This window comes from Mesorhizobium sp. M7A.F.Ce.TU.012.03.2.1 (genome assembly GCF_004006095.1).
Lineage (GTDB): Bacteria > Pseudomonadota > Alphaproteobacteria > Rhizobiales > Rhizobiaceae > Mesorhizobium.
In genome coordinates this window covers 2,064,292-2,082,758 of record NZ_CP034779.1, presented here as the reverse complement: position 1 = coordinate 2,082,758, position 18,467 = coordinate 2,064,292, and the positions used below count along the sequence as shown (strand labels likewise).

At 58.3% G+C, this 18,467-nt stretch carries 16 protein-coding genes and 2 pseudogenes; 3 read left to right on the top strand and 15 right to left on the bottom strand.

The window, feature by feature from the left end; all coding sequences use genetic code 11:
* Positions 1-66: 66 nt before the first annotated feature.
* The 7 genes from ehuA to EJ079_RS10035 form a co-directional block, all read right to left on the bottom strand.
* Positions 67-843 (bottom strand): ectoine/hydroxyectoine ABC transporter ATP-binding protein EhuA, encoded by a 777-nt coding sequence (ehuA, locus tag EJ079_RS10065; protein ID WP_245472858.1) that lies wholly within the window; start codon positions 841-843, stop codon positions 67-69.
* 100 nt (positions 844-943) lie between these two features.
* Positions 944-1,612 (bottom strand): ectoine/hydroxyectoine ABC transporter permease subunit EhuD, encoded by a 669-nt coding sequence (gene ehuD, locus EJ079_RS10060; protein WP_127382842.1) that lies wholly within the window; start codon positions 1,610-1,612, stop codon positions 944-946.
* Positions 1,609-2,280 (bottom strand): ectoine/hydroxyectoine ABC transporter permease subunit EhuC, encoded by a 672-nt coding sequence (gene ehuC / locus EJ079_RS10055; RefSeq protein WP_127382841.1) that lies wholly within the window; start codon positions 2,278-2,280, stop codon positions 1,609-1,611. The genes ehuD and ehuC overlap by 4 nt, the downstream gene beginning before the upstream one ends.
* Before the next feature lie 78 nt (positions 2,281-2,358).
* Positions 2,359-3,201, bottom strand: coding sequence for an ectoine/hydroxyectoine ABC transporter substrate-binding protein EhuB (gene ehuB, locus EJ079_RS10050; RefSeq protein WP_348629732.1), 843 nt, complete (start codon positions 3,199-3,201; stop codon positions 2,359-2,361).
* Between the two features lie 100 nt (positions 3,202-3,301).
* Positions 3,302-3,766: a DUF2267 domain-containing protein gene (locus EJ079_RS10045; protein WP_127808922.1), complete on the bottom strand. Its 465-nt coding sequence runs from the start codon at positions 3,764-3,766 to the stop codon at positions 3,302-3,304.
* Positions 3,767-4,295: 529 nt separating this feature from the next.
* Entirely contained in the window at positions 4,296-5,228 is a 933-nt protein-coding gene (locus EJ079_RS10040) for a 2-oxoglutarate and iron-dependent oxygenase domain-containing protein (protein WP_127382839.1), read from the bottom strand.
* A gap of 544 nt (positions 5,229-5,772) precedes the next feature.
* Positions 5,773-7,470, bottom strand: a complete 1,698-nt coding sequence (locus EJ079_RS10035; protein WP_127382838.1) for a GMC family oxidoreductase — start codon at positions 7,468-7,470, stop codon at positions 5,773-5,775.
* Positions 7,471-8,358: 888 nt separating this feature from the next.
* On the opposite strand from EJ079_RS10035, the gene EJ079_RS33790 reads away from it, so the two are divergent.
* The gene (locus tag EJ079_RS33790) at positions 8,359-8,730 is read left to right on the top strand and encodes a hypothetical protein (RefSeq protein WP_245472857.1); all 372 of its coding nucleotides are present in this window, start codon (positions 8,359-8,361) and stop codon (positions 8,728-8,730) included.
* Between the two features lie 726 nt (positions 8,731-9,456).
* Positions 9,457-9,702: pseudogene (locus EJ079_RS10025) on the top strand (helix-turn-helix transcriptional regulator); the annotation flags it as partial.
* Positions 9,703-10,483: 781 nt separating this feature from the next.
* Here the strand turns inward: EJ079_RS10025 and EJ079_RS33205 are convergent.
* From EJ079_RS33205 to EJ079_RS10000, 6 genes are all read right to left on the bottom strand, one after another.
* Entirely contained in the window at positions 10,484-10,624 is a 141-nt protein-coding gene (locus EJ079_RS33205; protein ID WP_158302722.1) for a hypothetical protein, read from the bottom strand.
* Positions 10,625-10,656: 32 nt separating this feature from the next.
* A complete protein-coding gene (locus EJ079_RS10020) occupies positions 10,657-11,496 on the bottom strand; it encodes a hypothetical protein (protein WP_095489413.1) in 840 nt (279 codons plus the stop codon).
* Positions 11,489-12,745 (bottom strand): diaminobutyrate--2-oxoglutarate transaminase, encoded by a 1,257-nt coding sequence (gene ectB, locus EJ079_RS10015; protein ID WP_127808921.1) that lies wholly within the window; start codon positions 12,743-12,745, stop codon positions 11,489-11,491. The genes EJ079_RS10020 and ectB overlap by 8 nt, the downstream gene beginning before the upstream one ends.
* Before the next feature lie 725 nt (positions 12,746-13,470).
* Positions 13,471-14,268 (bottom strand): IS21-like element helper ATPase IstB, encoded by a 798-nt coding sequence (gene istB, locus EJ079_RS10010; RefSeq protein WP_127808920.1) that lies wholly within the window; start codon positions 14,266-14,268, stop codon positions 13,471-13,473.
* Positions 14,268-15,557, bottom strand: coding sequence for an IS21 family transposase (gene istA / locus EJ079_RS10005; protein ID WP_127808919.1), 1,290 nt, complete (start codon positions 15,555-15,557; stop codon positions 14,268-14,270). Before istA ends, istB begins: the two co-directional genes overlap by 1 nt.
* Positions 15,558-16,008: 451 nt before the next feature.
* Positions 16,009-16,725 (bottom strand): SPASM domain-containing protein, encoded by a 717-nt coding sequence (locus tag EJ079_RS10000; protein ID WP_224571099.1) that lies wholly within the window; start codon positions 16,723-16,725, stop codon positions 16,009-16,011.
* Between the two features lie 719 nt (positions 16,726-17,444).
* Here EJ079_RS10000 and EJ079_RS09995 point away from each other — a divergent pair.
* Positions 17,445-17,680, top strand: a pseudogene (locus tag EJ079_RS09995) (transposase); the annotation flags it as partial.
* Positions 17,681-17,740: 60 nt separating this feature from the next.
* On the opposite strand, the gene EJ079_RS33785 reads toward EJ079_RS09995, so the two are convergent.
* Complete coding sequence (locus EJ079_RS33785; RefSeq protein ID WP_245481892.1) at positions 17,741-17,938, bottom strand: helix-turn-helix transcriptional regulator; 198 nt, start codon at positions 17,936-17,938, stop codon at positions 17,741-17,743.
* A gap of 43 nt (positions 17,939-17,981) precedes the next feature.
* Positions 17,982-18,434, bottom strand: coding sequence for an autoinducer binding domain-containing protein (locus tag EJ079_RS33780; RefSeq protein WP_245481848.1), 453 nt, complete (start codon positions 18,432-18,434; stop codon positions 17,982-17,984).
* Positions 18,435-18,467 lie beyond the last annotated feature (33 nt).

The following is an 18,467-nucleotide window of genomic DNA, read 5'->3' as shown; positions in this document are numbered from 1 at the left end:
AGTGGGAGACACGTTGCTCAGCAAGCCATTCTCGCCGTTGCGGTGCTCCGAGGCCCCGCGTATTCGCTACCTCGCTTCCAGCACGGCACTGAGGAACTGCCGCGTCCGCTCGTTCTGCGGATCGCCAAAGAGCTGGTCGGGCGGACCCTGTTCGGCAATCTTGCAGCCGTAAAAGAAGCAGACGCGGTCGGAGAACTCCTTGGCGAAGCCCATCTGGTGCGTGACCATCAGCATAGTGAGGTCATGCTCGGTGCCGAGCTTACGGATTACGTTGAGCACCTCCCCGACGAGCTCCGGGTCGAGCGCCGACGTCACCTCGTCGAACAGCATCACCTTAGGCCGCATGGCCAGCGCCCGAGCGATCGCCACGCGCTGCTTCTGGCCGCCGGAGAGCTGGATCGGGAAATGGTTCATCTTGTCGCCGAGCCCCACCAAATCGAGCAGCTCCGCCACTCGGGCCTCAGCCTCCTGCCTGGAGAGCCCAAGCACCGAGACCGGCGCCTCCATGCAGTTCTGCAGCGCGGTCATGTGCGGAAATAGGTTGAAGTGCTGGAACACCATGCCGATCTTGCCGCGTACGCGCCGCAGGTGCTGATCGCTCGCCGGCACCATCTGGCCGTTCTTCTGCATGTGCGTGAGCGGCTCCCCGTCGACCCAGATCACCCCCCCGTTGATGCGCTCCAGCGTCATCAGCATGCGCAGCACAGTGGTCTTGCCCGAGCCGGAGGGGCCGATGATCGACACCTTCTCGTTGCGAGCGATGTCGAGATTGAGCCCGTCCAGCACCGTCAGCGCGCCGTAGCGCTTGGTGACGTTGTCGAAACGGACCATGGGTTCGCTCATGACTTTCTCTTTGCGCGCCATATCGTGGGTAAGCTCGTCCAGCACGCTATAGCGCGTCGTGACATTCTTGAAGACCATGGATTCGTTCATGGCGGACCTCCTACTGCAGATGGTAGCGGCGGTTGAGCCAGACGCTCACCGACTGCACGATTGCCGAAGCGACCAGGCTGAACACGAGATAGAAGAAGCCGACCATGGTGATCGCCTCGATGTACCGATAGTTGTTGCCGCCGAAATTCTTCGCCTGCTGCAGCATCTCAAGGACCGCGATCGCCGCTAGAATCGGTGTGTCCTTGAACATGCCGATGAAGTAGTTGCCCAGGCCGGGCACGATGGGCGGGATCGCCTGCGGCAGGATGATAGCCCGCCAACTGCGCACGCGCGACAGGTTTAGCGCGGTGCAGGCCTCCCACTGCCCGCCGTCCACATTCTCGATGCCCGAACGGTAGACCTCGGAGCAATAGGCGGCGTAGTGGATGCCGAGCACACCGATCCCGGCCGTCCACGCGGGAATGACAATGCCGAATTGCGGGCCGACGAAATAGACGAAGAACACCTGCAGCAGCAGGGGCGTTGAGCGGATGAACTCCACGATCTCCGTCATGGCAGTGGAGATGTAGCGGTTCGGCGACTGGCGGATCAGCGCGAAGACCAGCCCCAGCACCAGCGCGATCGCGAAGCCGAGCAGCGTGGCCTGAACTGTGACAATCGCGCCCCGGTAGAGATACGGGATCGCCTCCCAGACATACGACCAGTCCCAGATGTTCATGCCAGCGCCTCCCGAACAAAGCCGCGCGAGAAGCGGCGTTCCAGCCAGCGCACGAAGGGCGTGATGAGGGCGCGCGCAATGACGTAGTAGCCGAACAGCGCCACCGCGAAGAACAGGAGGTAATTGCCGGTGGCGTCGGCCGCCAGCTTGGAGGCGGTGGTCAGCTCGGTAATGGTGATGAAGAAGATGAGCGATGTACCTTTAAGCAGCTCGATCAGCAGAGTGCCCCAGGCGGGCAGCATGGCGCGGATCGCCTGCGGCAGGACGATACGGCGCATCATGGAGAGCCATGAGAAGTTGAGCGCGATGCTCGCTTCATACTGGCTGCGGTCGACGGCCTGGAGGGCGGCGCGGACCAGCTCGGCGCCGTAACTGGAAACGGACATGCCGATACCGAAGATTGCGACGGTCCAGGGTGACAACGCGACCCCGAAGATAGGCAGCACGAAGAACCACCAGTAGAGCTGCACAAGCATCGATGTTCCGCGTAAAAATTCGATATAGGCGATGCCGAACCAGCGTAGCGGCCAACGGGGCGAGACCCGCATCAAGCCGACGATCAGCCCCAGGACGATCGCCACCACAGATGCCCCGAGGGTCACGATCAGGGTGATCGCGACGCCTCTAGCCAGCGCGGCCACGCTGAAGCCGAGCGCGAATTCGTTCATGTCTCTGTCTCCGCTGAGCGCTCCCCGGCCTGAGACCGGGGGAGGCGGTCAGGCTCATGGACGGCAATTCCACCGGAACTACCCCTTGCAGAGTTCGGCGGTCGTGGTGCCGTCCGGCAGGGCGGCTTTAGTGTAGCCGTACTTACCGACCGACGCCATCATCTCGTCGGAACCGATATAGTCTTTCATCACCGCATTGAACGCGTCGACCGCCTCCTGCTGGTTGGGCAGGAAGGCGAAAGCAGGATAGCCAATGGCGGGCGGGGTAAACGGATCGGCCAGCTCGGTGCTGTCATCCTGGTCGGCAAATTTCTTCATGGTGAAGTAGTCGCCGGCGCCAGCGGCGGCGCGGCCGGCCTTCACAGCCTGCACGATCTCCGCCGGTCCGGCGACCTGCATGATCTTGTCGTCGGCAATGCCGRCTTCTTGCGCGTACTTCACCGAATCGTAACCGGAGGCGGTGACAAAGGTGAGGCCCTTGTCGCGCACGTCCTGGTAGGAGTGCAGTTCTTCCGGGTTGCCCTTCGGCACGAGCAGCCCGTCGGCGCCCTTGCCGAGCGGCTCTGTGAAAAGCACGTTCCGGCAGCGCTCGGGGAGGATGAACATGCCGCCCGTGATGATGTCGAAGCGACCGGCCTGCAGGCCAGGGATCAGCGAGCCCCATTCGGTGACGATGGGCTCGACCTTGGTCGTGCCCAGCCTCTTCAGAATGTCGAGCGTCATCGCATTGACGAAGCCGAGCGGCTCGTTGTTCTCGCCAGGATAGGCCCAAGGCTTCTCGTTGGAGAAGCCGATCCGGATCGTCTCTCCGTTCTTGATCTTCTCGAGCAGCGACTGCGCCGAAGCCGAACCGGCAAACGAGGCCATTGCCATCGCCGCTATGCCGGCTGCAGCCATCCCCCTCAGGATTGCACGCCTCAAGGGGTCATTCCTGCTTTCGTCGTGTTTCCACTTTTTCACCGTAGTTCCTCCCAGCTCACGTTTTGTTTGGCCGCTTGTCCCACCGATCGTGAGATGACGTTCATATCCATGCGTTCACGTGACTCATGATGCGGCGGTGCCCCTCGTCCTGCGGGTTCAAATCGCGCCTCGATACGACTGGGACTTTCCAGCCCATCCTTGATACTGCTGCAGGCAGGCGGTCCACAAACTGGGCTATGACCGAGCGGGCAACCTCTTCCGGATTCACCGCCGGGTCACGATGGACGCCGTCGTGGATCCGGTCGAGAAACGAATTCCGGTCTCTGGCGTTGGCGCGGCGGCCGGGATTCCACCCCTCGTAGTAGAAGCCGCGAAGCAAAGCCGGCAACCGAGCGCCCATGTAAACGGCATGGTCGCGATCCAGGCAGTCGCGCAGGGCGTGCAGCGTCGCAATCAGAGCTTGGTAGACCCGCTCGCGATCGTGCCAGCGAAGTCTCCACATCAGATCGCTGATCCAATTCTGCGTTACTTCTAATGCGTTGTTGAAATCATGCCTCGCGCACATTGGCTTTTCTCATTTCCTTGAAGATTGTCAGGATCTCGAATGCGCCTCGTCGGCCTTGAGGTTGACCCTGTCAGGCGAGACTAGCGCTGCAAAGAAGAGGACCACAAAAATGGCTTCCGTCCGCGGCGAACGAGCGGTGCCTGACAGATGAAAAGAGGCCTTCCGGTAGCGAAGTAGTTCCAGAGGCCAAGCTGGAGTTCAGACGGTTTGACAAAGATATTAACCGGAGCGTTCGCGAGTGCTCGTGCGGGCACGGCTCGACACAGACAAACACTCCCTTTGGTTGTAATTATCTCCTTGCATCCAGATTAATCGCTCAATTTCCGCGTCAGAAATCCTCGCCTCAGCGCAGCGCTAGGATCTCGTTCGGCGCAATCTAAACAATTTGGCAGTCCCAGCGTGCCTCATTCCAAAGGCCTAGAGGCCGCCGCGTTACGCGACGGCGGCACTCAGAGAGTTCTTCTAGGGCTCACGTCAGGGTGTGCTACATCGTCGCCGCAGTTTGCTCCCGTTTCATAAAGCCGAACACCTACTGCAACTCACGCGCGCGCCCGGCCCCATTCCCCTTTTCCCATATTGACTCGTAGTTTCGCAGCATCATCTCCGCGACACCAAAGGTGTGATTGCCTTGCCGCGAAGCCAGGCGAGCATCGATGTCGGGATAGATAAAGAAGGGCAGGGAAATTCGTTCGGCCGGACCAATGTGCACGACCTGATGCGGCGTACTCTTGAACCGGTTATCGCTCAACACCTGAAGCATGTCGCCCAGATTGACAACGAGACTATCGGGGAGGCTCGGCGCCGGTATCCAACGCCCGTGGAACCACACCTGCAAGGATCGCGTGGGGAGTTCCTCCTGCAGCAGCAGCGTGAAAAAACCATTGTCGGTATGCTTAGCGGCCGCGCCACCGGTAGACGGATATCGGATCACGCGTTGCAGAACCGTCGGCGGGCTGAAATGGCGTTGGAACCAGCCTTTTTCCATATCGAGCAGGTCGGCCAGCGCGTTCCCGAGCGGCGGGACGACGCCATTAAGCACGGTGGCCTGCAAAGCTAGGAGGCTCCGCGCGAAACCTGGAGCTAAGGCGTCGTCCGGAAGGCGTGTGCGTCCGGCAAATGGACGCCGGTCGCTTTCATTCTCGATACCGAGGTCGAACATTTCCTTTGGGTCCGGTCCGGCCTCGGGATGCAGCATTTCACCGTGCAACGGACTGTATCCACGGGCGGTGGTGGGGTGGACGTTTTGAAAGGCGTGACCATAGCGTTCCTTCGTAGCCAGGGGCAACGCGAAGAAGCGCCGGGAAGCATCGATTGCTTGTGTAATCTGTTCTTTCGGGATTCCGTGCTCGATAAGGTAGAAGAATCCGTACTCCTCGCAGGCCGTGCATAATCGCTGTTGCTCTTCACGTCGCGTTGCATCGGATGACAGTTTCGCCAATGAGATTTGCGGTAGCGTAGTCATAGTCGCTCCTCCGTCGGTGCTGTGCCCCTGTGGGGCTACTTAAGCCAAAAGCTTGTTTTACATTCACAGATCTATTCTCTGTCGAAGCGAATATCCTCTAGATTACCCACCGGCGCAACAGAAAATATGTTAAGAATATGCGAAATTACTGTACAATTGGACTTAACGGTCCCTGAACATCCGTAGCAGGCGAGGTTTGTGACCGCCCTCGAAGGGACGATGAGCACTTTCCTGCAAATGCGAAAGCCTGTTCGATGATCTGCGCGAGATCTGCCCAAATTCACGCTGGCCAGGGTGTGGACGCCGTACACCCAGCCCGTATCGCCTTGCGATGTTGATACAGGCGAATGACCGCCACGTTCCAGTGCGTTGGCAATGCGCAACAGCAAGCATCAGTATGCATGTTGATAGGGACGGAATTGCCAAGCTTGTGTGGGTGAAAGCAACGGCAAGTTCTACCTCTTCGGGACTTGTCTGGCATTTGACAGCTCATAAACCTCGATCGCTTGGCCAAAAACGAATCCGGCCACAAGAAGTTTTTTGATCACCTTTTCGCTGATGATTCCCGGTTTTCTTTTAAAATTGCGTCAACCATCTTCTCAGCCACCATGATCGTTGGAATGTTTGTATTGGCCCGGGGGCAGAACGGCATCACCGAAGCATCGGCAATCCTCAAACCCGAAACGCCCCGAACCCGGCCCGACGGATCAGTCACCGCAGCAGGGTCGGAGGCTTGCCCTATTTTGCAGCTCGAAGTCGGATGCCAATTGCCGGTCACATTCTGTCGGACAAATCGGTCGAGATGCTCCTCGTTTTTGATCAGATCTGCAATGCTATGACCATCGGTTATGACATGACTAATGAGGGCGCGGCGCAAGCGTGGAGAACTGTCCATAAGCAAAGCAAGCACCGAGGTGAGTCCGTAATTAACGCAATTGACCTTACTGACCTGCTTCGCTCGTGCATTCCAAGCTGAGGGAAAAGGGTCAAGCGCGACCGCCGACAGGGAATCCTGCTTCAGTAGGCGGGCCATGAAACAGAATCCGTGCTTCAGTCGATCGGCGTCCCGCTTGTCGCTCAACCAGTTGAAATCTACCTGCGGCTCTACGGTATGAGAGCGATCCTTGAGCACGATCGTTCCTGTCGAGTAAACTCGGTTGACCCACAAATAGAGGGAGCCGAGGCGCTTGCCCAGCGGGTGCCAGGCCGACTTCGCAACTCCCGATATTGCCATGTCCGTCGACGGGCACCCATTGTAGCCCGACGAGTAACGGGCGTGCATCTGGATGTGGCCGCTCACATTGGGCGCCATGCGATCGCTTGGTTTCAAATACGCAGAAACGGCGATCCCTGGATGTTCTTGAAGGTTCTGGCCCACACCTCTTACATCTGCCACAACCGGAATACCGAGATTTGTCAGTTGCTCGGCCGGGCCGACCCCGGAGCGCATCAATATGGTGGGGGAGTGGACAGCTCCGGCGCAGAGGATCACACTTGAAGCGAGATACGACTGCTGGCCGAAGTTGTTTTCCGTCTCGACCCCCGTGACGGTGCGGCCTGAAAAGGCCAGACGCACAACCGTCGTTGCCGGCAAGATTGTCAAATTGCGTCGAGAGCGGACGCTCTCGGACAAGTAGGCCATCGCAGCGGAAACGCGGTGGCCGTTTCGGTTGGTCAAGGGAACGACGGAGTAGCCGTCACCAAAACCACCATTGAAGTCCGGCCTGAAATGAATACCCTCATTTTCATACGCTCTCGATACCGCTCGGATAAAGCCGGACCAGTCTGATCGCCGCACCCGACTTATCGGCAGCGGACCAGCCTTGCCGTGAAATTCGCCGCCGAAATCCAGATCGCATTCGAGGCGACGGAAGTAGGGTAGAACCTCCTCCCAACTCCAGCCCGCTGCACCGCTCGAGGCCCAGTCATTGTAGTCTTCGGGACCACCGCGGTTGGCCACCTGAGCATTGATGCTGGAGCCGCCGCCCATCACCCGGGCCTGCTCGTAATGAATGGGCTTGCGGCCATCCCGCACTGTGGTCGCGTCGAGTAAAGGCCATTGATAATCAGGATTGAAGTAAGCACGTGTTGGATTGCCTTCCAAGATGTCATCAGGGACGGCATTCGGGGGCGTATCAGGACCGGCTTCGATGAGCAGTACGCGATGTCCATCGGCGGAGAGCCTGCTCGCTACGACGGATCCAGAGGAACCGCCACCGATCACGATATAATCGAAAACCACACAAGCCTCCCACTATTCACATGATGCTCAGACGAGGGATAACGGGCACTATTAGGCCCCCCAGCAGAGGATCACTCGTCAGGCAGCTAAATACGTGCTGGTGCCGTAGGAAATCCACACTACACCCTAGTAGTTGGTAAGAGGCCGAGAATCAGCTAGGATGACAAGCGGAATGAATGTCGAGACGGCCGCGTGAGCAATTTCGTCAAGTTTTAGCCGCTATCTTGCAGTCATCGCACCGATGCGACCTAGCCGATCTTCTTCCAGCTCGCGCCGGCACGTTACGCCACCCCTGGCGAGACCGTGTGCGGCCCGCCTTTAACGGCGTGGCGCTCGGACGAGCGACGATCCCGAAGGATATCCTATGTTCCGTGCGCTTGCTGTTCGTCATGCTAAAAGTCATTCCCGCCTATAAGCGGACGCGTCAACTACTAGATGCCGTAGTATCAGTGCTTTCCCGCAAGCTCTAGAAGTCACCGTGTGTTCAGCGCACTGAAGGGCATCGGCATGCAGAGCAACGTCACGACCCTAGAGCTTGCGAGGTGCATCTGTGCGGCAGACGAGTTGGGGCGCAAGATGGGCCTTCACATTACCATGGGCGAAGATTTTGAAGAGTACGTTGGGATCACCAGCAGACTTCCCGGGAAGTCACCGACGTATCCAAGCTTCCGTCCCGACTGTTCTTATCTTCCGCCTGGAAAGGCCTTTTGGATCGTCGGGCGTGATCAGGATGGAAGAGTAGCGCATGTACAAGCAATGCGTCTATATCATCTAACCAACACAGACGTTGCTGAGCACCTTGGGTCGTTGAGAGCCTGGTTCGCGGATCCTACCTTCATAGCCGGGTCTGGTTCCTCGTCTCGCTGCGATGCGCCCACTGGCCGCAGCATGACTGGGCTGGTCGCCTATCATGGCGACATCTGGTTGCGCGAGGACTTCAGAGGCCGCGGTCTCTCTACCTTTATCGGTCGCATTGCATTTGGACTAGCCTGGGCTAAATGGTCGCCGGACTTCATCTATGCGCTGGTTGCCGATTGGCACATCCAAAAAGGCGTTGTCGATCAGTATGGGTATCTACATCAGGAGCCACACGGATCAGTCCTGCACTTGCCCGCGCACGGGATAGATGACGACGATTGGCTCGTTTGGCTGACGCGAGACGAACTGTTGAAGACGGTTCGTGCCTCATCAGTGCAGGCGCCCGGCGAGAATACTGTGGCGAAAGCCGACTCTCGATCATGGACCGTATCGCCAGACTGATCTGAGCCGGAATCAGATGCCGTATGAACGTCTCATCGGCCCGGTGAATGGAGGTTTCCAAATACTACACATTCGAGAGCCTCTAACACGCGTGAGCCTCAGCGCCTGAGCGACTATCAACGACCAAGTTTCAAACTCTCTGGAGTGGGCTCGGGTTGGCGATAGTTTCGGTGGCACTATGTGACACTCTCGCTACGCTAACCGTTTGAGCTGCCGCCATTCCGGCAACACTGCTGGCCCTGCGTTAGCTGCCGGTCGACACCGCGTTGTCCCTTGGCATGTGGCATCCGGCAGGTTCCAAGAAGGCCTCGGACGCGACATACACGCGACCGCGAGGACCGCCGATTCAAGCGACGAGGACCGGAAGTGAGGTTGATTTTCCCAATGCAAGTCGAAAGGATTGCCCGGGAGATGTTCGTCCTCCCGTCGGGTTGGCGGGCGGGCCAGAGCCAAGCCCACCTTATCAACTGCGTCGGACAGACTTTCGGTAATCCCATTCACAACTATCCAGAATATAAGATGTTTCACCATTTTGAAGTTGTGCAATATAAAGATCAATATAATTTTACGTTCCGATAACTCACCGAGGGGAAACTCCGTGCTAAAGCTTTAACGCCGACCTGCCAAGGACGGCGCGCCGAGCCTTAGCCGCAGCTTTGTGCGCCGCTCGCAATATTCGGTGCAAACGGTTGCGGAGAAGGGATTATGGAACGCCCCCAACTCGAAGAAGTGCCCGTCCTTTCCGCAAGGGAAATAGAGTGCATACTCTGGGCAGCCAGAGGGAAATCGTCGTGGGAGATAGGACGAATACTTAACAGGTCCGAAAACACTGTGAATTTTCACATAAAAAACGTAATGCGGAAATTGGACACGGGCAGCAGAACGGTCGCTGCTATGAAGGCGGTAAGCCTCGGGATCATCGAACTGGAGGAAGCGGTGAGCGCCGCCGAAGTGTCGTCAGGCGACGATTAGAGTCTCGGTCTTTTCTGTAATGTAAGGCCGCTGAGCCCGGATTGCGCCAATAATCCCGTTATGGCTGCCGGGTCTCATAGTCGACCCACGAATGCGGCCTCGCAGTGTGAACAACACGATGACACAACGCCCACGGACCTGCGGAACGCGAGTTTCGTCCATCGCATCCTCGGGCCGGGGTTGTGTTCACATTCATGAGGTGATCGAGAAGGCTGACCGGGAGGTTTTCCGCTGCGGGCGCGGTCTGAATCGCGTGGCGCAACTACGCCAGTACTTTGGGGTCTTGGTGACTTGCTGCAGGACGGAACGGCCGAATAGGTTCGGGGCACAGCACCAGGGCCGACCACGCGCCATCGGAGGAGTTCATGCTGCGCCAGCGCACACCATATCAGTTCGATCTCAAACCGTACGATGCGAAGACCGCGCAGATGCCACCATGGCAGGCGATGGCCGAAGAGACGCTCCTGATGCGGCAAAGCTGAGAGTGCGCCTGAACCTCGGCGAGGTTGGCGTAGACGAGCGTTATGTCGTGGAGTCCTCGGCCCATCGGCGGCTGCAAAATCTGAGAGCAGCCTCGCGCACCGGTCAACAGGAGGTGGCGCGCGTGATGGACGAGAAGATTCCGGCTCAACCATCTGGAGCGCCCTGCACTCTGCGATGCGGCGTCGCCTGGTGAGTTGTGTGCGTCAAGTTCTGCTAAAATGGCGTGGCATTCAGTGGTGACGTTGAGTGTCCGCCGCGCAGCCGCCGTCTAGCGGAGCGGCGGACACACGGGCGGTGCTCAGGCGGCCAATGCCCTCAGGCTCTCCTTCGTGAGCTCGCGCAGACGGATCGCTTCAAGCCAGTTCTCTTGGATGCCCACCGCCAGCGCCCGCACCAGCCGCAGCTGGCGCAATTCGTCGAGATGTGCCTCGTCGACCATGCTGATCAAGGTCTACGGTGCGACGTCCAACTTCAGGTCCACCAGAGAACAAGGTCAGGCCGGGCAAATCCGAAAAAGCAATTCAGCACCAGGCGACGCTTTCCGTCGCCTGATTGACCGGTAACCCCGTGAACGAAGCCGCCATCGATTAGGGCGATATCCCCAGTTTTGAGCTCGAACTCGCGGTAAGGGACGGCCTCCAGATAGGCTGCCGAATAGGGATATCCAGTGGTCTCCACACCTTGCGATATCCGGTCCGCAACCGTCGGCTTGTGGCTCCAGAGCTTCAGATTGCCGCCTTGCTCAGGCATGCTGGGATAGAGGTTGAGCGCTGCGACCGTATTGTGCGCCACCGCAGAAAGCTCGTAATCATCGCCAGCACGTAAGACTTGAGCGACGTCGTCGTGGGGATCCAAGGAAAAGGTGCCTGTGCCCGACCAACTGAGGCCGCGACAAACATTGGCCTGGCCGTGTTCGGAACGGGCTAGCCGCAATTCGATTCCCTGGTTGTGAAGCTCTCGCTTCAACGCCCCGAATACTGCTCGAACCGGGTCAACCAAATTCTTAAAAAGGGCATCGACGTACGGCCGCGCGTTTTCGGCGTCTGCGAAATAGGTGGCTGCATCCTTTCTGTAGTGAGATGCGCCGACATATTGTCCGGGCACACCATCTTTACGCTCTCTGAGACCGGAGCTTCCAATAAAGTTCGTAGTGATCTCCTCGGCTACTTCGGTGCTGAAAGCTTGCTTGATGTGCAGAGCGGTGAGCTCACCTTTCAGGACCGAGATGATCTCCGACGTGTTGATCGACCCGGTCCGTTCTTTGATCGAAACCGGCGAGATGGCTGGCACTTGAGATATCTGACTAGACATTGTCTTGCTCCTGTAGTGCGTGTTCAAGGATGGTGATGCCACGATCGAGTTCGGCATCGGTGATGGTTATCGGTGGGAGGACTTTGATAACGTCGCGATTTGACCCCGAGGATTCGATAAGAAGGCCATTTTCGAATGCGACATCGTGCACGCGGCCGACAACTGCCGGTGAACGGCATTTCAGGCCGGCCATCAGACCGCGGCCGCGCTTCTGTTCGATGTATCTTGGAAATTTCGCAACCAGGCGATCGAGGTGCGTTTGCAGCCTGACGGCTGTCCGCTCGACACCTGCAGTAAATTTCCTATCCGACCACATCTTGCACATGGCTCCTGCCGTCACGAAGGCGAAATTGTTGCCTCTGAAGGTCCCGCTATGTTCTCCGGGCTTCCATATGTCCAAGTCGGGTCGAATCAGAACGATGGACAGCGGACTACCTGAACCGCTTAGTGACTTGGAAAGACACACAATATCCGGTTCGATTTTCGCGGACTCGAATGAGAAGAAATCGCCAGTTCGGCCCGCACCCGCCTGAATATCGTCGACGATAAAAACAATGCCGTGAGTACGGCAAATGCGCTGAATTTCCGTGAGCCAAGCTGCGGATGCGGCGTTCATGCCGCCTTCTGCCTGGATGGTCTCCAGAATGATTGCGGCAGGCTTTTCTATGCCGCTCCCCGGGTCGCTCAAAACGCTGTCGATGTAACTGGCGGAATCGAATGCTTGGTTCGGATAACCGTCATAGGGAACACGGATCACATCGTGGCGAGCAACGCCTCCCAGTTCCCTGGTTGAGGCCGAGCCCGACACCGCTAGAGAGCCGAGCGACATGCCGTGGAACGCATTCGTAAAGGCCATGACGCTCGAGCGGCCCGTGTATTTTCGCGCCAGCGCGAGCGCCGCTTCGTTGGCGTTCGTGCCGGTCGGCCCAGGAAACTGAATCTTGTACGAAAGGCCTCTGGGTTTCAGGATCCAATCGACGAACCCTTCAATGAAGTCACGCTTTGCCGCCGTATGCATATCAAGCGACAGAAGAATGTTCTCCCCGACGAGATATTCAATCGCTGGCGCCATAATATCCGGATTGTTGTGCCCGTAGTTGAGTGCGCCGGAACCCACCAGGAAATCGATAAAGGGCTTACCCGTCTCGTCCCAAATCGTCGCCCCAAGGGCCTTCGTAAAGACGGTGGGGAACGCCCGGCAATAACGACGAACGTTAGATTCATGAGCCGTGAAAGTGTCGGTGTCCATATTAAGTCCTCTGCACATAGACGTTCAAAAAAGAGAGCTGTTTAATGGCTAGTGGTTTGCGGCAGATGTTCGTCGCTTAACATTGAAGCGGAATGCCGGAGGCAGATTTGTTGCTGGGATCCTCATCGACTATTATTAGGTTGCGTTGCCCTCCATTCAGGCGCCTTCGGAGAAGGTGCTGCAATAAGATGGCTTCTAAAGCTTCCGCGAAAGCATGGATACTATGGCATCAGGTAGTTGACGTACCCACCCATCGCTACCCATAGCGCCTCCGGACAATGGATGAGTCCCAGGAGATCAGCGGGGTCGCGTCGCCAGAGGTTGTGTAGCTCGGCGGTAGCGAGAAGCCGCTCGCGAGCGCGCTCCTCAATAGCGCCGTAGCGAGCGAGCGGCTTCGCGGCGGTCATCAATATTCGCCGTTCAACCTCGGGCTGCGGACACCAACCTGATTCAAGAAACTATTTGATGACCGATGACACAGCGAAAGCCGCGCTCTCTTGGAGAAGACTGCGGATTCCGATCTCTTGCGCGAGATGATTGGCCCGAGCCGCCGGGTCAAGAGGGCGGGCCGCCGCGGGCGCCCTTGACGGAAAGCCCGTTCGTAAGCCAGGCGGAAGCAACCGGGAGACGCGCTGGCGAAGGGCCGCATCGGTTTCGAGAACGTCCACTACCGCGTGTCAAGCGAAGTGAGGATTTGACCCCCTGGGCGAACTGATTTGACCCCCTCATTGTTTTGCCGTTTCGTTGGTACCGAGCGTCGTTCCGGCCTTCTGCAATAGGCCGGAACGACGCTTTTCGCGAAGCCGGTAGCTGTCGCCACGGATCGTTATCACTGTCGAATGATGAAGCAGGCGATCTAGGATCGCCGTTGCCACCACGGGATCGCCAAACACGCTGCCCCATTCGCCCACCGAGCGGTTGGAGGTGATCAGGATCGATCCCCGCTCATAACGCTGCGACACCAGCTGGAAGAACTGTGCGGCATTGGCTTCGAACGGGAGATAGCCGAGCTCGTCGATGATCAGCAGTTTCGGCCGCGACAGGGTCGTCAGTTGCTTTTCGAGTGAACCGTCGTCATGGGCCTTGGCCAGCATCGCCACGAGCGTGGCCGCCGTGACGAACTGGACGCTATGGTTCTGCCGGATCGCCTCGCGCCCGAGAGCCACCGCCAGATGTGTTTTGCCCGTACCCGGAGGTCCAAGGAACAGGACCGTGTCGCCGTGGGCAATCCAGCGGCAGGTCGCCAGCTCCCGGATTTGGCGCTGATCCAGCGACGGCTGCGCGTCGAAGTCGAAGCCATCGAGTTCGCGCACAAACGGGAACTGCTCGATCTTGCCTGCCATAGAGATGCGCCGCTCGTCGCGCCGCGCGATCTCGCGGGTCACCAGGAAGGCCAAAGCCTCGCGCAAGATCATCTGCGAACGCGCCGCTTCGTCCAGCAGCGTATCGAGCTGGTCCCGGATCGCGGTCAGCTTCAGCCGGTCGAGCTGAGCCACCAGCATCTCGTGATCGACCGTCGTCATCACCAGCTGCTTCCCACCAGTGCCTCATATTCGGCCAGCGGCCGCAACAGAGCGGAAGGCGCAACGATATCCACCGGCGCCGATCGCACCGGCGCAGCAGCGCCGACCACGCCGGCAAGATGCGCGCGCTCGACAATCCGTTGGCGACGTCCGCGGCACAACGCATGATCCGCCACCACCTCGCCCGCATGACGCACGATAACGCGGCCGCCCAGCACCACGACCTGGACGCTCTCCCCGATCAGCCGCCAGGGAACCGAGTAACTGTTCGTGTCCAGGTCGATTGCGCAGTCTGCCTGGACCTTGCGCACGAGATCCCGCAGTTGCCCGAACGGCGCCCGTCCGCCCAGAGGGCGGAGCGCCACGCCTTCTTCGGCAAAGCGCTCCGCAGGAGCCACCCCGGTCGTGCCATGCACACGCTGATCGGCAATCTCGCGCGTCCACCGTTCCAGATGCGCCTCGAACGCCGCCCAGTTCTCGAACCGGCGGCCGACAATCGCATTGTGCTTGACGTAGCCGACCCCGCGTTCGTCCTTTCCCTTCGTACGCGCCCGGTAGGGCGCACAAGCCCGTGGCGTAAATCCCCAGTAGCGGGCAAAGGCGTGCAGCCGCACATTGAAGCGCACCTCCCGCGTCGCCGCATCGTGATGTTCGACCAGCGCCTTCGGATTATCGAACAGCACTTCCGTTGGAACCCCGCCGAAGCGAAGGAAGGCTCCTTCCATCCCCTCCAACCAGTCCGCCTGGCGCTCCCGAAGCGAGGGACGGATATGCAGCCGACGCGAGTAACCCAGCGTTGCCACAAACAGGTGCACCCGAACACGCTCGCCGCCGATCCACGCCCGCGTGTCGCCAAAGTCGATCTGCATCTGATGTCCCGGCGCCGTCTCAAACCGAACCGTTGCGCGCTTCTGCACCCTCAACTCCCGACGCCAACCCTGCACCCGAAGCTCCACCGACCGAAGCCCTATGACGATCCCATGTTCGCTCTCCAGTTCCTGGCGCACCACATCGGCGTTGCCACCATGGCGGAAGAAGCGCTCCCGCAGCCAATCGTCTAGCCCGTCAAACGCGCTCCGCCGCACAGGCTTGCGAAACGGAACAGTCCCGCCTTCGCGCAGATACCGACGCACCGTGTTGCGCGCGCACCCGAATTCCTTCGCCAGCCGCTTCGCTCCCCAGCCAAGCTCATGCAGCCGCAGCATCGCTGCCACCTCTTCAGGCTGAAGCATCTCCTCTCCCTGCATCGTTCTCGACAATGCAGGAATCGCCGAAATCCCAATCGTCATTCATGCCTCCTCTCATAACCGAGGGGGTCAGTTCTTCATTTCGTCAGGGGGTCAGTTTCTCAATTCGCCCGACACCGCGACGGCAACCATCCCCGGCCGCAGCTGGGGCTGCTGCCTTCAGGCGAGTCGAAAAGGAGATAGTCTGGGAGGGTAAAGGCGTTGACGAGGTGGGCCGTGAGTAAGCAACCAAGCGCTGATCGGGATCGACGAACGCTATTTCCGTCCGACCGAGGTTGACCTGTGATCGGCGTTACCCCAAGCCAGGCAGGCCGACAAGCTCGGTTGGAAGGCGAAGACCTTTCGATGAGCTCGTCTTCGAAATGCCTCAGGGTCCACTGCCGCGCCTACGGAATCATGCTGGCGTCACGCGAAAATGCGATGGCGTCGCGGGCAGGTGCATGTGTCGTGGGGCCATCCGCACTGCCGGCACGCCCTCTCGGCCGGCATCCACTCAGGTCCGGTCGTTTGGGTCGGCGAATTCACACATCCTGCAAAGCAGAAAACCATCCGCTCCATTCATGCGGTCGACGATTTCGCGAAAAACTGGCTTTTCAAACAGAGCGGAGTAACCCTCATATAGAAGGTTGCCCAATACGTGACGCCGTTCAAAATCCATAGAGCACAGGGTAACGTCGCCGTTTGGAAGAAGAACATTCCGATACTGTCGTGCGTCCACGCAGGTTAGGGCTCCGACCACTGGCTGACGTGGTGCAACGATCTTAGGGTCGACGCTTCCACCCCTACTGCTCACCGGCCGCGCTTTTATCAGGGCTTCGGTAGGAATAATGTCGGCTATATCTGGGTGGGGCTCGCCCAAGGCCACGAATCGGATCAAGGGGATGTCCGCGTCGACGAGTTGACGAACCAGATCGCGATACTTGTCTCCGACCAGGCGGCTGTTCATGTAGGTGCCGTCATCGAAAACATGGACCACGAATACGCCCAAGCGCAAGGCTTGCAATCGCTGCAGGTCCTGCCCGTTCATTCCCACCAGCGTCGTAAAAATCCTGATGCCATGGCCTTTGGCGAAGGCGTGCTCCACCATTTCGGTACAGTCCGGATTGAGCCAAGGTTCGGAGTATCCCGCAAAACCAATGTCGACGGAAGTCGGTACGCGGGCCAGACACCGCTTGAAATCTTCAAGATCCAGATGACTCGCATGAGACACTTTTCTTTGCCGGACCGCGAACTTGTCCTGGGGACAATATGAACATCCTACGACGCATCCCGTGGTCGTCGTTATCTCCAAAACCCTGCCGGCTGTTTTTGCTGAGCGAAGTTCCGGTAAAATCACTGGTGATTACTCCCATCTACTTCCTGCGAAGCGCCACGATGGTGTGCGTGTGCCTTTGGCTTTCTGATACCGCCTGCTGATCTACCGAGGCAACGCAGCCATCTACCCTTTTTGGCAGCCTAAGCCGCCCGGTTCACCGATTTGCCGGGCCGACCCTTCACAAACTTCCAGCGCGTCGAACCAGAGACAGCATTGCATCTTTCGAGGCATCACTCGCTCCGGAGATGTAGCCTCAACCGTTGGTCGCTGGCCCGTCGCCGAGATGCGCGCGCAGCACCCTCGAACCCGCCGGAGAGAAGCTTTCTGGATGCCGTCGATCATCCTTCATCGAGCGAGTTCCGTGTTCTCATGCGGGTCAGCCCTCACACTATATTGCCGCACATCGACCAGCAAAGGCCGAGCTAGTGCGCCTGGCGCGCAGTTACTGCGAGATAGGCTTCGAAAAGCCCGACAGGGCTAAGACGCTCCGCTGTATTGAACCCGACATGTTTTCTTACGGCTGTCAGATTTTGGACACACATCACTCATCGTCAGTCGCTTAATACGGATGGTAGTTTCTTCCAGGAATCGGTGACATTGAACACCACCCTGTCATGACCGCCCAATCTCAGCGAAGCGAACTCAGCATCGCCACCAGGACCAAGCCTGAAGATAAATCCGCCATAGCAGCGTCAACGACATTTTGCTTTCGAACCCGGATGGATTGCACGAGGTGATTCGCGCCGTGATGCAGGAGGTGCTCGAGGCCGAGATGGACGAGGCGCTGGATGCTTCGAAGAGCGAGCGCACGCCGGAGCGTCTCGGCTATCACGCGCGCTACTACGGGCGGAGAACTAGCTGCGCACCCACGGCGGTTCGATAATCCCAAGTTTCAAAGCTTTTACAACAGCTACCGTTCTGCTGGTCGCATCCAACTTCCGCATTGCATTTTTAAATGGAAATCTATCGTATTTCGTGATCTGCCTAAAATAGTTCCTATTTCCCATGACGATTTTCCTTTCGACACCCAATCAATGCACTGTATTTCTCTCGGAGAGAGGTTATGAATTTGTTCCGACGCAGTCGTAGTGTTGAACCTCGTAACCATCAGATGAAACCGCAGCGCGGCCATTTGCAGGTAGGTGATCGTTCTATTCTGCAATTCGCAGTCCGAGGATTGAGCAAAAACTCACAAACCTAAAGCTGTCACCAGGGCCATGTAATGGGACGGTAACGCCTGACCTCAAGCCGAATGTTGCTGCTTCGTCCAAGACGCGGCGTCCATCTTCAGTTATGCTTTCATCGGTATACACCTCGCTCCCCGCCTCCTTTCGATCTTTCTTGATGAGTGGGTCTATTTTGGCATAGCCCATTCTCGAGTAGCGCTCCTGCCATTCAGCAGGATAATTCCACATCACCACAGAACCCTCTCGGTTCGGCTTGAAAACCCCCTGTTTTGATGCGAGCGGGCCATAGGCAATCCACGGGCAATCGAACTTCAGCGCAAACGCAGACATCCGTTCGAACAACTGTTCGGATTGAGCGATATCATCAGTCATCTCGAGGAATAGGTCTAACTCCACCGCAATCCGCGGGAGTTCCATGATGCCTCCTTCATTGCGTTCTCATTGGTGCAA

Bases quoted from the DNA above. Each gene is read 5' to 3' on its own strand.
- EJ079_RS33785 (WP_245481892.1), bottom strand. From the start codon at position 17,938: ATGGTTACGAGGTTCAACACTACGACTGCGTCGGAACAAATTCATAAC.
- EJ079_RS33780 (WP_245481848.1), bottom strand. From the start codon at position 18,434: ATGGAACTCCCGCGGATTGCGGTGGAGTTAGACCTATTCCTCGAGATG.
- EJ079_RS10045 (WP_127808922.1), bottom strand. From the start codon at position 3,766: ATGTGCGCGAGGCATGATTTCAACAACGCATTAGAAGTAACGCAGAAT.
- ehuD (WP_127382842.1), bottom strand. From the start codon at position 1,612: ATGAACATCTGGGACTGGTCGTATGTCTGGGAGGCGATCCCGTATCTC.
- EJ079_RS10020 (WP_095489413.1), bottom strand. From the start codon at position 11,496: ATGTCTAGTCAGATATCTCAAGTGCCAGCCATCTCGCCGGTTTCGATC.
- EJ079_RS33790 (WP_245472857.1), top strand. From the start codon at position 8,359: ATGACTGGGCTGGTCGCCTATCATGGCGACATCTGGTTGCGCGAGGAC.
- ehuC (WP_127382841.1), bottom strand. From the start codon at position 2,280: ATGAACGAATTCGCGCTCGGCTTCAGCGTGGCCGCGCTGGCTAGAGGC.
- EJ079_RS10040 (WP_127382839.1), bottom strand. From the start codon at position 5,228: ATGACTACGCTACCGCAAATCTCATTGGCGAAACTGTCATCCGATGCA.
- istB (WP_127808920.1), bottom strand. From the start codon at position 14,268: ATGACGACGGTCGATCACGAGATGCTGGTGGCTCAGCTCGACCGGCTG.
- ectB (WP_127808921.1), bottom strand. From the start codon at position 12,745: ATGGACACCGACACTTTCACGGCTCATGAATCTAACGTTCGTCGTTAT.
- EJ079_RS33205 (WP_158302722.1), bottom strand. From the start codon at position 10,624: ATGGTCGACGAGGCACATCTCGACGAATTGCGCCAGCTGCGGCTGGTG.
- istA (WP_127808919.1), bottom strand. From the start codon at position 15,557: ATGACGATTGGGATTTCGGCGATTCCTGCATTGTCGAGAACGATGCAG.
- ehuA (WP_245472858.1), bottom strand. From the start codon at position 843: ATGAGCGAACCCATGGTCCGTTTCGACAACGTCACCAAGCGCTACGGC.